Raw genomic sequence first — 16,085 nt, 5'->3', positions numbered from 1 at the left:
TTCAGATTCCCATCCGTTGCGGTCAGGAACTGACCTGAATGAATTCTAGCGTTGTCGCCATGACCGGAGCGATGATCGAGACAAACGGACTGACCAGGCACTTCACCGTGCGCAACGAGACGGTCGAAGCCGTCAGGGAACTCGACCTGCGCGTCGAGGCCGGGGAGATGGTGGCGCTGCTCGGGCCGAACGGCGCGGGCAAGTCGACCACTCTGCGGATGCTCACCACCTTGCTGGCCCCCACGTCGGGCACGGCCCGGGTGGCCGGATTCGACGTCGCCACCGAGCAGCGCGAAGTACGTAGCCGCATCGGCTACATCGGACAGGGCAACGGCGCGGGCCACAGCCAGCGCGGCCGCGACGAACTGATCAGCCAAGGTCGCGCGTATGGGATGAGCGCCTCGGCGGCGCGTACGCGTGCGGCGGAACTGATCGAGTCGCTGGACCTGACCGCGGTCGCGGACCGCGTGGTGTCCAAACTGTCCGGTGGTCAACGGCGCAGGCTCGACATCGCGATGGGCCTGATCCACGCGCCCGCGTTGCTGTTCCTCGACGAGCCGTCCACCGGTCTTGACCCGCAGAACCGGGCCAACCTGCAGGAGCACATCCAGCGGCTGCGCGCCGAGCACGGCACGACGATCGTGCTGACGACGCATTACCTGGACGAGGCCGACTCGCTGGCCGAGCGCGTGATCGTCATCGACCACGGCCGCATGATCGCCGACGGCTCGCCCGCGCGGCTGAAGGCCGAGCACGCCGGCGACCGGATCATCCTGACCTTCGACACCCCGCAACACGCCCGCCAGGTGACCGATCACCATGCGCTCGGCATCGCCGAGGGCGCCACCGTGAAGCAATCCGGAGCGCAGGTGGTGATCGAAGTGGACGGTGGCGCGCGGATCGCACCGAAACTGCTCCGCGGCCTGGACGACGCCTTGATCGACGTGGCCGGCGTCGAGGTCATCCGGCCCACGCTCGACGACGTGTTCCTCACCCTGACCGGCCGCAGCCTGCGTGAAGACGTTTCCCTGAAGGAGAAGAAGGCATGACCACCACCCTGCACACCGCCGCCCCGCACACCGCGCCGCGGACCAACCTCGTCACCGACACCCTGACCGTGTTCACCCGGGAGCTGCGGCCGGTGCTGCGCGACCCGTTCTCGGTGATCTTCACGATGGTCCAGCCGTTGTTCTTCCTCGCCCTGTTCGCGCCGCTGCTACCCGGCGACACCTCGTTGCAGTGGTTCGTTCCGGGCATCGTGGTGATGTCGTGCCTGTTCGGCACGTCGTCGACCGGCTCGAACCTCCTGTACGAGATGCAGACCGGCTCGCACGAACGGATGCTGGTCTCCCCGCTGCGCAGGCCCGCGCTGATCATCGGGCGCGCGGTGAAGGAGATCGTCCCGATGATCGCCCAGACGGTGTTGCTGGTGATCGTGACCATCCCGTTCGGCTTCACCCTGAACGTGGCGGGCGCGGCGATCGGCCTGGTGATCCTGGCGATCTTCTGCGTCGGCCTCGGTGCGCTGTCGTACACCCTGGCGCTGGCGTCCAAGGACCAGGAGTGGATGTTCTGGGGCGTGCAGCAGACGCTGTTGTTCCCGTTGCTGCTGCTGGCCGGGATGATGCTGCCGATCGACAACGGCCCGGCGTGGCTGCAGACCATGGCGAAGTTCAACCCGCTGACCTACGTGGTCGACGCCGAACGCCAGCTGTTCAACGGCACCATCGCGTCCGGCACGGTGCTGGCCGGTCTGGTCGCCGCGATCGCGATGGCCGTCGTCGGGCTGCTCGTCGGCACCCGCGCGATGCGCAAGGCCTGACCGCCAGGGCGCGCCTGTCCTGGGGGTCAGGCGCGCTCTTTCACGGCCACATCCCTCGGTGCAGTGCCCACCGGGACGCCGCAGTGCGCAGGGCCATCGTCATCCGGTTCGTGTGCGCGTCCACAGTGGCCTGCCAGTACCGGGTCTGGGCGACGGCGAACAGGTCGATCGCGTCCGGATCCGCTCCGGCCCAGCCCGGTACCCTCGCCGCCCACTGCTCCGCGGCGTGCGGCGGATGCCCACTGTAGACAAGCCACACCACCCAGCACGCCGCGTCGATCCACGCGGCGCCGCGGGTGACCCACGGCCAGTCCACCATGCGCACGGTGTTCGCCCCGGTGAGCAGCATGTTGCTGGGATTCATGTCCGAGTGCACCACCGTGTCACCGGCGAACGCCGCCGCGTCGGACGGATCGTCGAGGTAACGACCCCACCGCGCCCTGGCCGTTCGCAGCCTGATGCCGGGACGCGCCAGCCGCCCGATCGCCGTGATCCCTTCGACGGCCAACGGCAGATCCGCCGAAGCCGGCCCGTAGTCGGCACCCCGTCCGGCGATGTGCTCGAACCCGATCAGGTCCCAGCCATCGGCGACCACCCGCCAGAGCACTCGGGGTGCCAGGGGAGCGAGGTACGGGCCGATGGCCGCTTCGACGTCCTGCGTCCACCGGTCGGCGTGGTCGGTCCGCATGCCCTTGACGAACACCCGGCCGCTCGCGGTGTCCAGGGTCGCGGCCAGTTGACTGCTGTACCCCGCTGACGTGCTGTCCACCCGCACGATCGGTCCGGTCCGGTCGGCGACGGCCGCGATCAGCTCAGGCGGCAGATCCGCCCACTCATGCCGTCTTGCCCGCAGCGCCACACCCACGTCTGCGCAACATACCCGACACAGGCCAATTGGCCGCGATCGTCAGTACGCCTCGCGCTGGCGGTCCCGCGACGCGGTGATGTGACGGATCATCGCCGCTTCGGCGGCGTCTGCGTTGTGCGCCGCGATGGAGCTGACGATCTGGTCGTGTTCCCGGGTCGTCTCCGCGGCGATGCCGACCGTGAAGTAACGGCGGTAGCTGTGCGTGTGAGCGTGCAGGCGGGTGAGCGCGTCGGCGATGAGGGGATTCCCGGACGCTTCGGCGATCAGCCGGTGCAACCGCGCGTCCTGGACCGCGAAATCGCGATAGTGCTCGTAGTTCTCCCCGGCCGGGTAGGCCGTCATGGTTTCGACGAGCGCGCGCATCTCGGTGATCTGGGCTTCGGTCGCGTTGCCCGCCGCCCGCCTGGCGGCGGCGGGTTCGAGCAGCAGGCGGATCTCGACGAGGTTGTCCAGGCTGACCTGGTCCATCAGCGGGGCGACGACGTAGCCCGCGTGCGGCCGCTTGGCCACCAGTCCGTCGGACTCCAGTTTGGTCATCGCCTCGCGCACCGGCGTCGGCGAAACCCGCAGTTCCCTTGCCAACCCGTCGATGGACAGCCTCGCCCCCGGCTCCAGGACGTGGTCCATCAGCATCTGCCTGATGGACTCGTAAACCGTGTCACGCAGCATCGTGCGTGCTGGCGGAGTCAACCGCGGCACTGGTACCGAGGCCACTGCGAATCCTCCCCGGATCCAGCTTCATATCTGATATCTGATCGTATCGCACGGTGTTGTCCCGCCCGGCTTGGCGATCACGAGATGCGCTCGGGGCGCGTGCCCTCCCACGCCGCGCGGAGCACGTCCTGGTGCTCGTCGATTGTCGCCAGGTCGGCCTCGGTCATGCCGAGCGCCTTGAGCGACGTCGGGCCACCGAGTTCGGCGATGAGGTCGTAGACGGCGGTCGGTGCGTCGCCGACGCGCAACGTTTCGGCGATCCGGTCCATCGCCGCCGGTGCCATGTACGCCATCACGTGCGGCAACAGCACGGTGTGCGTCTCGCTGTGCGGCAGACCGAAACTGCCGCCGAGCACATGCGCGAGCTTGTGGTGCAGTCCCATGCTGACCGCACCGAGGCAGGTGCCCGCCAACCAGGCGGCCTGCAACGCGTCGTCCCTGGCGTCCCGGTCCGCCGGGGCGGCGGCGATCCTGGGCAGTGAACGGGCCAACCGCCGGATCGCGTCGAGCGCCAGCTGGTCGGTCATGGGGTTCGCGTCCGGGGAGTACAGCGCCTCGACCGCGTGCGCCATCGCGTTGATCCCGCTGGTCACCGACAGCGGGACCGGCATGCCGACGGTCAGGTCGACGTCGTAGACGATCGTCTCGGGCAGCACGGCCGGTGTCCGGATCGTGGTCTTCCGCCCGTCGGCGGTCTGCCCGAGGACGGGCGTCGCCTCGGATCCGGCGTAGGTCGTCGGCACCACGATCTGGGGCAGGTCGGTGCGCAGCGCCAACGCTTTACCCAGCCCGATCGCCGAGCCGCCGCCGACCGCGACAAGACAGTCGACGTTGGCGTCGTGCACGACCGCCAACGCCTGCTCGGTCACTTCGACCGGTGTGTGCATCGCCGCGTCGCCGAAGTGCGCGACGGCCAGCGCACCGAGCGCGGCTCGGGCGGGAGCCGCCCTGCCGGAACCGATGACCAGCGCGCGGGACGCGCCGAGATCGGCCACTTCGTCGGGCAGCACGGAGATCGTGCCGGAGCCGAACACCACCCTGGCCGGGCCCGCCGAGTAGGTGAAGGAGGTCATCCACCGAGTATCAGTCCCGGCCCGTCACGGCATGCTGTGTCCTCCGCGTAAACAGCCTTTCACAACAGGCAGGACTACATACACAGTTTGATCACTCAGTGACGAAATAAAGGCCGACTCAAGACCTGGGCAGGGGAGCGTTCAGGCGGCGTTGGAGTCGACGCATTCCGCCGGGTCAAATGCGGACGTCGGAGTGCGCGGCAGACCGCGGATGATCAGAGTGGTGATCGGGACCAACAGCCACATCACCACCGCGACCAGCGCCGCGGCGATGAGCGCGTGCGTGATCCAGGCGCCGGCGAGAGTCGGACCGCCCCACGCGCCGGCTTCGTCGCCTTCTCGCCAGAAGACGCCGTAGGTCGCGATCCGGCCGATCAGGTACCAAACCACCAGCGACAGCAAGAACGAGAGCGAACCGGCGGCCACCGTCACCGGCGCCGCCGTCCTGCGTCCCGGACGGCCGAGCCGCGGTGCCCACTGGCGGCGCTTGCCTGGCCCGACGTACAGGAAAACCACGCGACGCCAGCCGTTCTTGCCCAGTGCGTCGAGAAGATTCGTTGCCATGTCCGAAAAGTAGGAGACCGGGTGGTTCGCGGCCACCCGGTCACCTGGTGGGGGACAACCCCCGGGTGGTCAGCTCGTCTCGCCGGTCAGCGCGAACGAACGGAGCCGTTGTGTGGCGATGACCGTGCCGATCGCGACGAACGCGGCAGCCAGGATCGCCGCGGTCACCGTGGACAAAGTGGACTCCAGCAGGACCGTGTCGCCGGACAGCCTGTCGGCGAGCGTGAGCGAGTACTGCTGGATGCTCAGCGCCCGCGCCCCGGACACGAACTGCACCAACAGGTTCTCCCACAGCATGATGTAGACGAGGCCGACCGCGACCGGCCGCCGGGACATCAGGCTCAACGCGAGGAAGAAGGCGGTGTACGCGAGCGCGCCCACGGCCGCTCCCAGGGCCAGGCCGGCGCCCAGTCCGGTGGAGCCGGCGATCATGCCCGCGATCCCGATCGGGACGGCCGTGGTCACCGTCGTGACGGCCCACGCGACCACCAGCTTCGCCACGACGATTTCCCGGCGCGGCAACGGTTTGGCCAGGATGTGGGTGATCGTGCCGTCCTCGATCTCCAGGCCGAGCACGCTGCTGCCGACGATCAACGCGGTCAGCGGCAGGATCACGCCGAGGCCGAGCTGGCCGAGGATGGTGGGCGCCCACTGCTGCGCCGGTTCGCCGGTGCTCACGCCGACGAGGGTGAGCCCGATCAGCACCGCGGGCATCGGGATCAGCAACAGGATCCGCCGCCTGCCCAGCAGGGCCCGCGCGGTCAGGCCCGCGATCGTGAGGTTCATGACGCCACCAGGTAGGAGAAGACGTTTTCCAGGGATTCGTCGGACGGCAGCACCGCGGTCAGGCGGATGCCCTTGTCCCGCGCGACTTTGGTCAACGAGCGGGTGAACGTGCCGTAGTCGTTCGCGCGGACCTGCAGACCGGACGGTTCGAGCTCCACTCCGGACACCGAGGCCAGCTCCATCAGCGCGGCCGCCAGCCCGCGGTCGTCGGACGACTGGATGGTGAACACGTGCGGCCGGTTGGTCATCAGCCGCCGGATGTGCCGGTAGTCGCCGGACGCGGCCAGCCTGCCCGCCACGATCACCTGCACGGTGCCCGAAAGCTGCTCGACCTCTTCGAGGATGTGCGAGCTGAACAGGATCGTGCGGCCCTGACCGGCCATGGTGTGCAGCAGGTCCATCATGTGCAGGCGCTGCCGCGGGTCCATTCCGTTGAACGGCTCGTCCAGCAGCAGCACCGACGGATCGTGCACGAGGGCGGCGGCGACACGCGTCCGCTGCCGCATGCCCTTGGAGTACGTGGAGATCCGGCGGTCCTTGGCGTCGTCCATCTCCACGGTCCCGATCGCCCGCGCGGTCGCCTCCAGCGGGTCGCGCAGACCGTGCAGCTTCGCGCTGGCGTACACGAACTCCTGCGCGGTCAGGTGCCCCGGCACGCTCTCGCGTTCGGTGACCAGCCCGAGTTCCTTGTAGACGTCCGGATTGCGCCAGGACGGCCGTCCGCCGACGGTCACGGTGCCCTGCGACGGCGGCAGGAAACCCGCCATCATGTGCAGCACGGTGGTCTTGCCCGCGCCGTTCGGCCCGAGCAGGCCGGTCACGCCTGGGCCGATCGTCAACGTGACGTCGTTGACCGCGACGACGTTGCCGTACCAGTGGGAAACCCCGGTCAGCTCCACTGTGGACATCTTGGTGGCCGTTTCCGGTCCGGTAGCGATGGCGGTCATGCTTTCACCTTCTTGTAGCGCCACATCAGCAGCGTGATGCCGAGTACGGCGATCAGCAGCGCCGCGACGCCGTAGATCGAGCCGTACCGGCCGATCAACGTGAGGTCCTCGGTCGTGCCGAACAGCCATTCGTCGACGCCGTTGAGCAGGTTCACCGGGTTGAGCAGGCCGGCGAGGTACGCCGCGTCGCCGGAGCTGAACGACTGCAGCGCGCCGGAGATCGGGGCGCTGAGCAGGAAGACGGCGATGATCATGCCGGTGGCGAAGACGCGCCTGCCGGTCAGCGACGCCAGCGGCAGCGCGATGGCCGCGATCACGATCGCGTGGATCAGCGCCGCGGTGATGCCGGGAGCGAGGTCGACCAGTTCGACGACCACGTCGCCGATGCCGCCGGAGCTGAACGCCAGCCCGATGAACATGATCAACAGCGGGCCGGCGAACATCACGAACACGGCCGTGGCCAACGCGCCGAACTTGGCCAGCGCGTAGTTCGTGCGGTGCGGCGGACGTGAGAAGTACAGCGGCAGCAGGCTGTTGCGCAGATCGCGGGACGCCAGTTCGGGCGCGACGATCGCGGCGAACGCGGTGATCGCGTAGGTGAACGTCGACACGAGCCCGACGTACGTGAGAATCGGTTCGGGCAGCTGGCTGCTGACGATCACGATGATCAGCGACGCCAGGCACGCCAGCGCGAACATCCCCGCGGGCAGCACCTTCGCCTTCGCGGTGCGGCCGAGGCCGAACGCGCTGCGCAGGCTGTGCACGTAGATGGACCACGTGGAGTACCGGCGGCTGAGCCTCGGTCCGTTGTAGCGCTGGTAGCCGATGTCATGAATGACGCCGCTGGCCTCAGGCATGGCTGACCTCCTCCCGGAACAGGTCGGCGACCTGGTGGCGGTGCTGTTCGAGCCGGTGCAACGACAGGTCAAGGTCGGCGACCGCGTCCCGGATCGTGTCGAAGGTGTCGTCCCCGTTCAGGGTGACCATGAGGATGCGCTCCTTGCGCCGGACCGCGAGCCCGTCGCCGGTCAGCCGCTGGGTCAGCGCGTCCTCGCCGTCGTCGACCTCGATCATCAGGATGTCGCTGTGCTGCGTCATCGACGACAGCGACGCCGAGCGCAACAGCCGGCCGTTCTCGATGGCCACCAGCGACGTGCAGATCCGCTCGATCTCGCCGAGCAGGTGCGAGCAGACCACCACGGAGATGCCGAACTCGTTGCCGATCCGGTGCACCAGGGTGAGCATCGCCCGGCGGCCTTCGGGGTCGAGCCCGTTGGTCGGCTCGTCCAGCAACAGCAGCTCCGGGTCGTGCACGAGCGCCTGGGCGAGCTTGACCCGCTGCTTCATGCCGGTCGAGTAGCCGCCGATCTGCCGGTAGCGCTCCTCGTACAGGCCCACGTGCCGCAACGTCTCCGACGCCCGCTCGCGCGCCGCGGCGGGCGGCAGTCCGCTGACGCGGGCCATGTGCGTGACGAACTCGGCCGCGGAGACATCAGGCGGCAGGCAGTCGTGTTCCGGCATGTAGCCGACACGTGCCCGGACCGCGTCACCGTCGTTCAGCGGGTCCAACCCCAGTACGCGGATCTTGCCGCCGGTCGGTTCGAGCAACCCCAGCGACAGTTTGATCAGCGTGCTCTTTCCCGCGCCGTTGGCGCCGACCAGGCCCACGATGCCCGGCTCGATGGTCACCGTGAGGTCGGCGAGCGCGGTGACCGTGCCGCCGTACCGTTTCTCCAGTGACTCGGTCTCGATGAGGTTCACGCGCACAGACGTTACGGATTCGCCCGGTGCGGGGCATCCGGCACCGCCCTGGAAAAAACGGCCGGGCCGCCCCTAGGGGACGGCCCGGCCGGGTGTGCGTCAGTGAGCGTTATCCGCGGTAACCCTTCTGGGTCTGCACGTTCAGCTCGTCGGTCCGGACGAACTTCGCGGACAGCAACCGCGGGTCGACGATGTCCAGGACGTCCAGGCCCTTCTGGATGTCCGAGGAGTAGATGTAGCCGTTGTAGTAGTACGCCGACCACGAACCGGCGGTGATCGCCTCGGTCTCCGAGAACGGTCCGCGCTCCCAGTAGCCGATCTCCTTGGGCTTGGCGGAGTTGGTGAAGTCCCACACCGAGATGCCGCCCTGGTACCAGGCCTGCACCATGATGTCGCGGCCGGCCACCGGGATCAGCGAGCCGTTGTGCGCCACGCAGTTCTCGGTCTCGCCGTTGATCCGCGGGATCTTGAAGTAGCTGCGGAACTCCAGCTTGCGGTTGTCCCCACGACCGGTGATGTCGTAGATGCCGTCCGCGCCGCGCTGCGCGCCGATCGCCTCGGTGCAGGCCGCCCGGCCGCCGCCACCGAGCTCGTCGGTGAACACGACCTTGGTGCCGTCGTTGTTGAACGTGGCCGAGTGCCAGAACGCGAAGTGCGCGTTGTCCTGGACCCGGTTGATCACCTTCGGCCGCTCACGGTCGGAGATGTCGAACAGCACGCCGTCACCCATGCACGCGCCGGCCGCCAGGTCCTTCGACGGGTAGACGGTGATGTCGTGGCAACCGGTGGTCGCGCTGGTGTAGACGTTCGGGAACGAGCCGGGGACACCGGGGTTGCCGCCGTCGGCGAACAGCACCGGCTTGTTGACCACGGCCGCGGCCGCCGGGTTGCGCACCGGCACCTTGATGATCGAGATCATGTCGTGCGGCGGGGCGCAGTCCGGGAACTCCGCGCGCGGGCCGTACGACGAGACGTACAGGTAGACGTCCTTGCCCCGCTTGTCCGGGACGAGCGTGTGGGTGTGCGAACCACAGTTCGTCTCGACCGCCGCGACGTACTTCGGAGACCTCGCGTTGCTGATGTCGAAGATCTTCATGCCTTCCCAGGCACTCTTCTCCGACGCCGGCAGCGAGGTGCTGGTGCAGGACGCGTCGCTGCGGGACGAGTCCGTGGACAGGAAGAGCAGGTTTCCGGAGACCGAAACGTCGTTCTGCGCACCGGGGCACGAGACCTGGCTGAGGATCGTCGGCTTCCGCGGGTTGCGGATGTCGTAGATGGTGAAGCCGTCGTAGTTGCCGACGATCGCCTTGCCGTCCGTGAAGGCGATGTCGGTGCCGAGCGCGTCGACGTTGTCGAAGGGTGCCTTCTTGGGCACGTTCGCGATCTGCCTGATGTTCCAGCTGGACCTGATCTGGTCCACCCCAGGGATGTCCTCGGCTCCTGCCGCCGAGGCCGGAGTGCCGATCAAAACGGGCAGCGCTGCCACCGCTGCCACCACTAACGCGAGCGGTCTGCCACTCGGCTTCACGGCACGCTCCTTCCACCAAAGCTGTTGAGCCGCCAGTATGAACACACTTTGTTAGCGAGGCAAAGTATCCAAAAGTAGGAATTTCGCCGTGTGTGCCGTCAGGTAGCGTCTGGGCGTGGTGTGGATGAGAGCCGGCGCGCTCGCCGTGGTGCTGACGGGTGCGCTCGTATTGTCCGGTTGCACGGGTGACACCGATCAGCCGGAGTCTTCGGAACCCGGGGTGATCGTCCCGGGGGCGCCCGGTGAACCGGCGACGACCCTGCCGCCGGGCGAGGCCGCGCAGGCCGCCCCGAAGCAGGGCTACAACGACGCGGACGTCAAGTACGTGCGGATGATGATCGAGCACCACCGGCAGGCGCTGGAGATGGCGGGGCTCGCCCCGTCGCGGGCGGCGCGTGACGACGTGAAGGCGCTGGCCGGCCGGATCACCGACACCCAGGGCCCGGACATCAAGGCCATGGAGACGTGGCTGGCGCGCAACAAGGCGCCGCAGCACGAGATGCACGGCGCGATGCGGGGCATGGCGACTCCCGAACAGCTCGCCGCGTTGCGGGCGGCGAGCGGTCCGGCGTTCGACAAGATGTTCCTCGAGCGGATGATCGCCCACCACGAAGGCGCCCTGGAGATGGCAGGCGACCTGCTGCAGACCGGGTCGGACGTCTTCGTCGAGGAGATGGCACAGGACGTGATCGTCGCCCAGCAGAAGGAGATCGGCCAGATGCGGGCGATGCTCGCCGGTTGATCAGCCGGTGGTCGGCGGGGTGCCCGGTGTGGACGGCGCCTGCGGCGCCTGGCGCGGGGCTCGTGGGCCGTCGCGGAAGTCCCGGTCAGGGCGCTGGTCCCAGCCGGGGCCGTTGCCGCGCGGGCCTCGATCGAACTGGTGATAGCCGTAGTAGTCACGGCCGCGTGGGCCGTCACGGTCGATCAACGCGACCGCGCCGCCGCCGATCACCAGGCCTGCCAGACCCGCGGCGACGAGCTGCGTGGCGCGGTGCCGGGCGAACCGCCCGAATCGTCCGGGCGTGCGCGGTGGCACAGGCGGCACAGGCGGCACGGGCGGTGGGGGAGGCGGTGGCGCCGCCGCGCCGTGTGCGGCGGTTTCCTCGGTCTTCGGCTGCTCGGTGTTCACGGCCTGCTCGGCCTGCTCGGGCGCGGGTTGCCCCGGGTGCGGCTGGTTCAGCGGAGTGGTGGCCTGGGCGGGAGCTGCGGGCTGCGCGTCCTGGTTGCCCGGCTGGGCCTGCGGTCGTGGATCGGTGGGTTGGTCGGACACTGGTCGCTCCCCGTCACGTGCGGAAAATCGATGACGCCTCCAGGTTCACCCGGGTTACTGTGCGTTAGCTGTGCGAAGGCTGTCGAATCGGTAACAACCGACCGACCCAGGGCGGAAGCGGCTGGTCGGGCACTCGATACCATTCGAATCCACACCGGAACGTCGTGAAGGAGCACCACCGTGTCCCAGTCTCCCGCCGTCCAGGCCGTACCCCCCCAGCGCGTGGTGGTACCGGCAGGGACTACGGCGAGCACCGCCGTGCGGGAGGCAGAGCTGCCGACCAAAGGCCCGGACGCCATCGTGGTCGTCCGTGATCCGGAAGGCAAGCTGCGCGACCTGTCGTGGGCGCCGGACACGGACGTCGAGGTCGAGGCGGTCGCGGCGAACACCGAGGACGGCCGTTCGGTCATCCGGCACTCGACCGCGCACGTGCTCGCCCAGGCCGTCCAGCAGATGTTCCCGGACGCCAAGCTCGGCATCGGCCCGTTCATCAAGGACGGTTTCTACTACGACTTCGACGTGGAGAAGCCGTTCACCCCGGAGGACCTGCAGGCGCTGGAGAAGCGCATGAAGCAGATCATCAAGGGCGCCCAGCGGTTCTCCCGCCGGGTGGTCGAGTCGGTCGACGCGGCCAAGGACGAGCTGAAGGCCGAGCCGTACAAGCTCGAACTGGTGGACATCAAGTCTGATGTGGACACGTCCGAGGTGATGGAGGTCGGCGGCGGGGAGCTGACTATCTACGACAACCTCGACCCGCGCAGCGGCGACCGGGTGTGGGGCGACCTGTGCCGTGGCCCACACGTGCCGACCACCAAGTACATCCCGGCGTTCAAGCTGACCCGTTCGGCCGCCGCGTACTGGCGCGGCAGCGAGAAGAACCCGCAGCTGCAGCGGATCTACGGCACCGCGTGGGAGTCGCAGGAAGCGCAGGACCACTACCTGGAGATGCTCGCGGAGGCCGAGAAGCGCGACCACCGCAAGCTCGGCAACGAGCTCGACCTGTTCAGCTTCCCCGACGAGATCGGCTCCGGCCTGGCGGTGTTCCACCCCAAAGGCGGCATCGTCCGCAAGGCGATGGAGGACTACTCGCGGCGGCGGCACGAGGAAGAGGACTACGAGTTCGTCTACTCGCCGCACATCACCAAGGGCACGCTGTTCGAGGTCTCCGGGCACCTGGACTGGTACCGCGACGGCATGTACCCGGCGATGCACCTCGACGCCGAGCTCAACGAGGACGGCACGGTCCGCAAACCGGGGCAGGACTACTACCTCAAGCCGATGAACTGCCCGTTCCACGACCTGATCTTCCGGTCGCGCGGGCGGTCGTACCGGGAACTGCCGTTGCGGATGTTCGAGTTCGGCTCGGTCTACCGCTACGAGAAGTCCGGTGTGGTCCACGGCCTGACCCGGGTGCGCGGCATGACGCAGGACGACGCGCACATCTTCTGCACTCCCGAGCAGGTCCGCGACGAACTGAAGTCGCTGCTGACCTTCGTGCTGAACCTGTTGCGCGACTACGGCCTGGACGACTTCTACCTCGAGCTGTCGACCAAGAACGAGGAGAAGTACGTCGGCTCCGACGAGATCTGGGAGCAGGCGACGGAAACCCTGCGTTCGGTCGCCGAGGAGTCCGGCCTGGAGCTGGTGCCCGACCCGGGCGGCGCGGCGTTCTACGGCCCGAAGATCTCGGTGCAGGCCAAGGACGCACTGGGCCGTACCTGGCAGATGTCCACCATCCAGCTGGACTTCAACCTGCCGGAGCGGTTCGAACTGGAGTACACGGCGGCCGACGGATCGCGGCAACGGCCCGTGATGATCCACCGTGCGCTGTTCGGTTCGATCGAGCGCTTCTTCGGCGTGCTCACCGAGCACTACGCGGGCGCGTTCCCGGCGTGGCTGTCGCCGGTGCAGGTGGTCGGCATTCCGATCGCCGACGAGCACGCCGAGCACCTGAAGCAGGTCTCGAAGGCGTTGAAGGCGCGTGGCGTGCGGGTGGAGCTGGACTTCTCCGACGACCGGATGCAGAAGAAGATCCGCAACCACACCATGCAGAAGGTGCCGTTCATGCTGCTGGCAGGTGGCAAGGACGTGGAAGCGGGCGCGGTGTCGTTCCGGTTCCGCGACGGCACGCAGATCAACGGCGTCCCGGTCGACCGCGCGGTGGACACGATCACGGCATGGATTGAGCGCCGTGAGAACAGCTCGCCGACGGCCGAAACCGTCCAGGCGACGCTGTGACTGACCCGGAACTGGTCGAGCAGCAGGGCGTCGGCGAACCAGACGCCCTGCAACGCCTGTGGACGCCACACCGGATGGCGTACATCAAAGGGGAGAACAAGCCGGACCACGACCAGGCCGACGGCTGCCCCTTCTGCCGCGTGGTCGACCTCGACGACGTCTCCGGCCTGATCATCGCCCGCGGCGAGCTGGTGTTCGCCCTGCTGAACCTGTACCCGTACAACCCTGGCCACCTGATGGTGGTGCCTTACCGGCATGTCGCGGACTACACCGACCTGACGGTCCAGGAAACCCTGGAACTCGCCGAGTTCACACAACGCGCGATGCGCGTCGGCCGTGCGGTGTCCTCGCCGCACGGCTTCAACATCGGCATGAACCAGGGCGTGATCGCGGGCGCGGGGATCGCCGCGCACCTGCACCAGCACCTGGTGCCGAGGTGGGGCGGGGACGCGAACTTCATGCCGGTGATCGGCCACACGAAGGTGCTGCCGCAACTGCTCGCCGAAACCCGGCAGCTGCTCGCGGACGCCTGGAAGACGGTCTGATCCCAGGTTCGTCCGCTCGCTGCTGCCCTGAGTGGGCTGTTCAGGTGCGCTCCGTGACTCGGAGCTGGCCACACAGCGAAGGTCGTGCCGCAGATGGCCTTGTCGCGGCAGCCATGAACCAGGGCAACCTTGAACCCCGGTGGCTTTGAACCCCGGACAGGCCCGAACCCGGGACCGCCCGGAAACCGGGACAGGCTCGAACGCGGACAGCCTCGAACTTGCGCTCGCCTGGCCGCCGGTGCCTTTGGCGATCGCGTTCAGCTTGGTCACGTCGAAGTTCGGACCGAACCCGATGAGCCTCGAACCCGGAGCAGCGTCGACCCCGGGACGGCCTCCGGCCCCCGGAATCCAGCCTATCGGGCACCCACGACAATCCACCCCGCACGAAGATCGACTGAGCCCAGTTGTCCACAGCCGCCGAGTTATCCCCATCGCGCACGACCGAACCCCTGTCGATCTTGCACCCCAAGTAGACTGGCAAGCGGGGTGCCCCCCGGGACGGGCGGGGGTTGCGTTGCGGCGGTTTTGGTTCGGGCGCTGGTGAATCCGGGTTTCCGGTGCACGGTCCGGTTCTTGTTGAGCAGCTGGTGCGTTCGGCTGCGCAATCGTCACGACGGCTCCGAGCAAGGCTCGCCGCTGATGGGTGCCGCCGCGAGGTCGGTCAGCGCTGACTCAGCGGCGACCAGGCCGAAGATTACGCGCTCAGTCCAACTCGGACTGTCCATCCTGTCGCCTGGAAAGGACCCACGACATGGCAGTGCCCCCGGGCCAGAGGCGCCGGGGGCAACATGCTTGCGTTGGCACGCAACGAGAAGCGCTTCGAGAAGTCACTCCGCCGTGCGGCCGGCCTCGATCTCGAGGGCGATCTTGATCTTTTCGCCGACCATCGGGCTCGCGGCACCGCCGTGCACGCCGAAGTCCTTGCGGTTGATCTCGGTGCTGGCCGAGATGCCCACCACCGGGGTGCCGTCCGGGCCCTGGCCGAAGCCGTTGATCTCCAGCTCCAGGGTGACCGGCTTGGTCACGCCGCGGATGGTCAGTTCGCCGTCGAGCAGGAAGTCCGCACCGTCCTGGCGGATGCCCGTGGACACGAACTTGATCTCCGGGTGGTCCGCCACGTGCAGGAAGTCCTCGGCCTTCACGTGGTTGTCGCGCTGCTCCTGCCGGGTGTGGAACGAACCGGCGTCGATCGTCGCGGTCACGGTCGACTGCAGCGGGTCCTCGGCGGTGACGATCTCACCGGAGAAGGTGTTGAACTGGCCACGGACCTTTGAGACACCCAAGTGGCGGACGATGAACGAGACGTCCGAGTGAATCGGGTCGATCGCCCAGGTGCCGGTCTGGTAACCAGGGATGTTGATGGTCGGGGTGCTCATGTCTATCCTTTTCGTGGGCTGGTTGAACCTTCAACCAGATCCTAGCGCAATATAGTTTAGAGTTCAACCATGGGGTAGGATGGGGTCATGACAGAGGTCCGGTGGCTCGACCCCCGCGAGCAGACGATCTGGCGCGGCTTTCTCGGAGCGACCGGCGCCTTCATGGAGCACCTCGACCGGCAGATGCAGCGCGACTCCGGCATGCCGCTCGCGTACTTCGAGATCCTCGCGGTGCTCTCCGAGATGCCGGACCGGTCGCTGCGGATGAGCGAGCTCGCCGCGATGTGTCGTTCGTCTCGGAGCCGGCTTTCGCACGCGGTGTCCCGGTTGGAGGAAGCGGGCTGGGTGCGCCGGCGCGCCTGCGAAAGCGACAAGCGCGGGCAGTTCGCCGAGCTCACCGAGGAAGGTTTCAAGATCCTCGAGAAGGCGGCACCCGGGCATGTCACAGCTGTGCGCGAGCACCTGTTCGACGTGCTGACGCCCGAGCAACTCGAGCAACTCGAGCAGATCTCCGCCGCGATCTCCGCGGGACTCGCCCCCCAGTGCGCGAAGGCCAAGGTGGAGCTGCGGGCCGAGTTCTGACCGGCCAGGCC

At 68.0% G+C, this 16,085-nt stretch carries 17 protein-coding genes; 6 read left to right on the top strand and 11 right to left on the bottom strand.

Annotation, left to right across the window (positions count from 1 at the left end; all coding sequences use genetic code 11):
• The first annotated feature begins 71 nt into the window (after positions 1 to 71).
• A complete protein-coding gene (locus tag GC106_RS08470) occupies positions 72 to 1,049 on the top strand; it encodes an ABC transporter ATP-binding protein (RefSeq protein ID WP_173126686.1) in 978 nt (325 codons plus the stop codon).
• Entirely contained in the window at positions 1,046 to 1,822 is a 777-nt protein-coding gene (locus GC106_RS08465; RefSeq protein WP_173126303.1) for an ABC transporter permease, read from the top strand. Before GC106_RS08470 ends, GC106_RS08465 begins: the two co-directional genes overlap by 4 nt.
• A gap of 40 nt (positions 1,823 to 1,862) precedes the next feature.
• Here GC106_RS08465 and GC106_RS08460 read toward each other — a convergent pair whose 3' ends face one another.
• The 9 genes from GC106_RS08460 to GC106_RS08420 all read right to left on the bottom strand — a co-directional run bounded on the left by GC106_RS08460 (position 1,863) and on the right by GC106_RS08420 (position 10,063).
• The gene (locus GC106_RS08460) at positions 1,863 to 2,687 is read right to left on the bottom strand and encodes an aminoglycoside phosphotransferase (RefSeq protein WP_173126301.1); all 825 of its coding nucleotides are present in this window, start codon (positions 2,685 to 2,687) and stop codon (positions 1,863 to 1,865) included.
• A 42-nt stretch (positions 2,688 to 2,729) separates the two neighbouring features.
• Positions 2,730 to 3,404, bottom strand: a complete 675-nt coding sequence (locus tag GC106_RS08455) for a GntR family transcriptional regulator (protein ID WP_217280197.1) — start codon at positions 3,402 to 3,404, stop codon at positions 2,730 to 2,732.
• Between the two features lie 77 nt (positions 3,405 to 3,481).
• Positions 3,482 to 4,477, bottom strand: a complete 996-nt coding sequence (locus tag GC106_RS08450; protein ID WP_173126298.1) for a maleylacetate reductase — start codon at positions 4,475 to 4,477, stop codon at positions 3,482 to 3,484.
• Between the two features lie 141 nt (positions 4,478 to 4,618).
• A complete protein-coding gene (locus GC106_RS08445) occupies positions 4,619 to 5,041 on the bottom strand; it encodes a hypothetical protein (RefSeq protein ID WP_173125629.1) in 423 nt (140 codons plus the stop codon).
• 69 nt (positions 5,042 to 5,110) lie between these two features.
• The gene (locus GC106_RS08440) at positions 5,111 to 5,827 is read right to left on the bottom strand and encodes an ABC transporter permease subunit (protein WP_173126295.1); all 717 of its coding nucleotides are present in this window, start codon (positions 5,825 to 5,827) and stop codon (positions 5,111 to 5,113) included.
• Positions 5,824 to 6,774, bottom strand: a complete 951-nt coding sequence (locus tag GC106_RS08435) for an ABC transporter ATP-binding protein (protein WP_217280196.1) — start codon at positions 6,772 to 6,774, stop codon at positions 5,824 to 5,826. The genes GC106_RS08440 and GC106_RS08435 overlap by 4 nt, the downstream gene beginning before the upstream one ends.
• Positions 6,771 to 7,631, bottom strand: a complete 861-nt coding sequence (locus GC106_RS08430; protein ID WP_173126293.1) for an ABC transporter permease — start codon at positions 7,629 to 7,631, stop codon at positions 6,771 to 6,773. The genes GC106_RS08435 and GC106_RS08430 overlap by 4 nt, the downstream gene beginning before the upstream one ends.
• On the bottom strand, positions 7,624 to 8,535 hold the full coding sequence (locus GC106_RS08425) for an ABC transporter ATP-binding protein (RefSeq protein ID WP_173126290.1): 912 nt from the start codon (positions 8,533 to 8,535) through the stop codon (positions 7,624 to 7,626). The genes GC106_RS08430 and GC106_RS08425 overlap by 8 nt, the downstream gene beginning before the upstream one ends.
• A 109-nt stretch (positions 8,536 to 8,644) precedes the next feature.
• On the bottom strand, positions 8,645 to 10,063 hold the full coding sequence (locus GC106_RS08420) for an LVIVD repeat-containing protein (RefSeq protein ID WP_173126287.1): 1,419 nt from the start codon (positions 10,061 to 10,063) through the stop codon (positions 8,645 to 8,647).
• A 124-nt stretch (positions 10,064 to 10,187) separates the two neighbouring features.
• Between GC106_RS08420 and GC106_RS08415 the strand changes: the two genes are divergently transcribed.
• Positions 10,188 to 10,805 carry a DUF305 domain-containing protein gene (locus GC106_RS08415; protein WP_173126677.1) on the top strand — a complete coding sequence of 206 codons (618 nt, stop codon included), beginning with the start codon at positions 10,188 to 10,190 and terminating at the stop codon, positions 10,803 to 10,805.
• Here the strand turns inward: GC106_RS08415 and GC106_RS08410 are convergent, their stop codons facing one another.
• Positions 10,806 to 11,333: a hypothetical protein gene (locus GC106_RS08410; protein ID WP_173126284.1), complete on the bottom strand. Its 528-nt coding sequence runs from the start codon at positions 11,331 to 11,333 to the stop codon at positions 10,806 to 10,808.
• Between the two features lie 222 nt (positions 11,334 to 11,555).
• Here GC106_RS08410 and thrS point away from each other — a divergent pair, with 222 nt between their 5' ends.
• Entirely contained in the window at positions 11,556 to 13,571 is a 2,016-nt protein-coding gene (thrS, locus tag GC106_RS08405) for a threonine--tRNA ligase (protein WP_173126671.1), read from the top strand.
• Positions 13,568 to 14,116, top strand: a complete 549-nt coding sequence (locus GC106_RS08400) for an HIT family protein (protein WP_312872537.1) — start codon at positions 13,568 to 13,570, stop codon at positions 14,114 to 14,116. Before thrS ends, GC106_RS08400 begins: the two co-directional genes overlap by 4 nt.
• 827 nt (positions 14,117 to 14,943) lie before the next feature.
• On the opposite strand, the gene GC106_RS08395 is transcribed toward GC106_RS08400, so the two are convergent.
• On the bottom strand, positions 14,944 to 15,492 hold the full coding sequence (locus GC106_RS08395) for a YceI family protein (protein ID WP_173126281.1): 549 nt from the start codon (positions 15,490 to 15,492) through the stop codon (positions 14,944 to 14,946).
• Between the two features lie 87 nt (positions 15,493 to 15,579).
• On the opposite strand from GC106_RS08395, the gene GC106_RS08390 reads away from it, so the two are divergent.
• A complete protein-coding gene (locus GC106_RS08390; RefSeq protein ID WP_173126278.1) occupies positions 15,580 to 16,074 on the top strand; it encodes a MarR family winged helix-turn-helix transcriptional regulator in 495 nt (164 codons plus the stop codon).
• Positions 16,075 to 16,085: the final 11 nt, after the last annotated feature.

The sequence above is a fragment of the Kibdelosporangium persicum genome (assembly GCF_013280595.1).
Lineage (GTDB): Bacteria > Actinomycetota > Actinomycetes > Mycobacteriales > Pseudonocardiaceae > Kibdelosporangium > Kibdelosporangium persicum.
The sequence above is the reverse complement of the archived record's forward strand: the minus strand, read 5'-3'. Positions and strand labels throughout refer to the sequence as shown.

Bases quoted from the DNA above. Each gene is read 5' to 3' on its own strand.
- GC106_RS08395 (WP_173126281.1), bottom strand. From the start codon at position 15,492: ATGAGCACCCCGACCATCAACATCCCTGGTTACCAGACCGGCACCTGG.
- GC106_RS08450 (WP_173126298.1), bottom strand. From the start codon at position 4,477: ATGACCTCCTTCACCTACTCGGCGGGCCCGGCCAGGGTGGTGTTCGGC.
- GC106_RS08440 (WP_173126295.1), bottom strand. From the start codon at position 5,827: ATGAACCTCACGATCGCGGGCCTGACCGCGCGGGCCCTGCTGGGCAGG.
- GC106_RS08430 (WP_173126293.1), bottom strand. From the start codon at position 7,631: ATGCCTGAGGCCAGCGGCGTCATTCATGACATCGGCTACCAGCGCTAC.
- GC106_RS08465 (WP_173126303.1), top strand. From the start codon at position 1,046: ATGACCACCACCCTGCACACCGCCGCCCCGCACACCGCGCCGCGGACC.
- GC106_RS08390 (WP_173126278.1), top strand. From the start codon at position 15,580: ATGACAGAGGTCCGGTGGCTCGACCCCCGCGAGCAGACGATCTGGCGC.
- GC106_RS08470 (WP_173126686.1), top strand. From the start codon at position 72: ATGATCGAGACAAACGGACTGACCAGGCACTTCACCGTGCGCAACGAG.
- GC106_RS08415 (WP_173126677.1), top strand. From the start codon at position 10,188: ATGAGAGCCGGCGCGCTCGCCGTGGTGCTGACGGGTGCGCTCGTATTG.
- GC106_RS08435 (WP_217280196.1), bottom strand. From the start codon at position 6,774: ATGACCGCCATCGCTACCGGACCGGAAACGGCCACCAAGATGTCCACA.
- GC106_RS08445 (WP_173125629.1), bottom strand. From the start codon at position 5,041: ATGGCAACGAATCTTCTCGACGCACTGGGCAAGAACGGCTGGCGTCGC.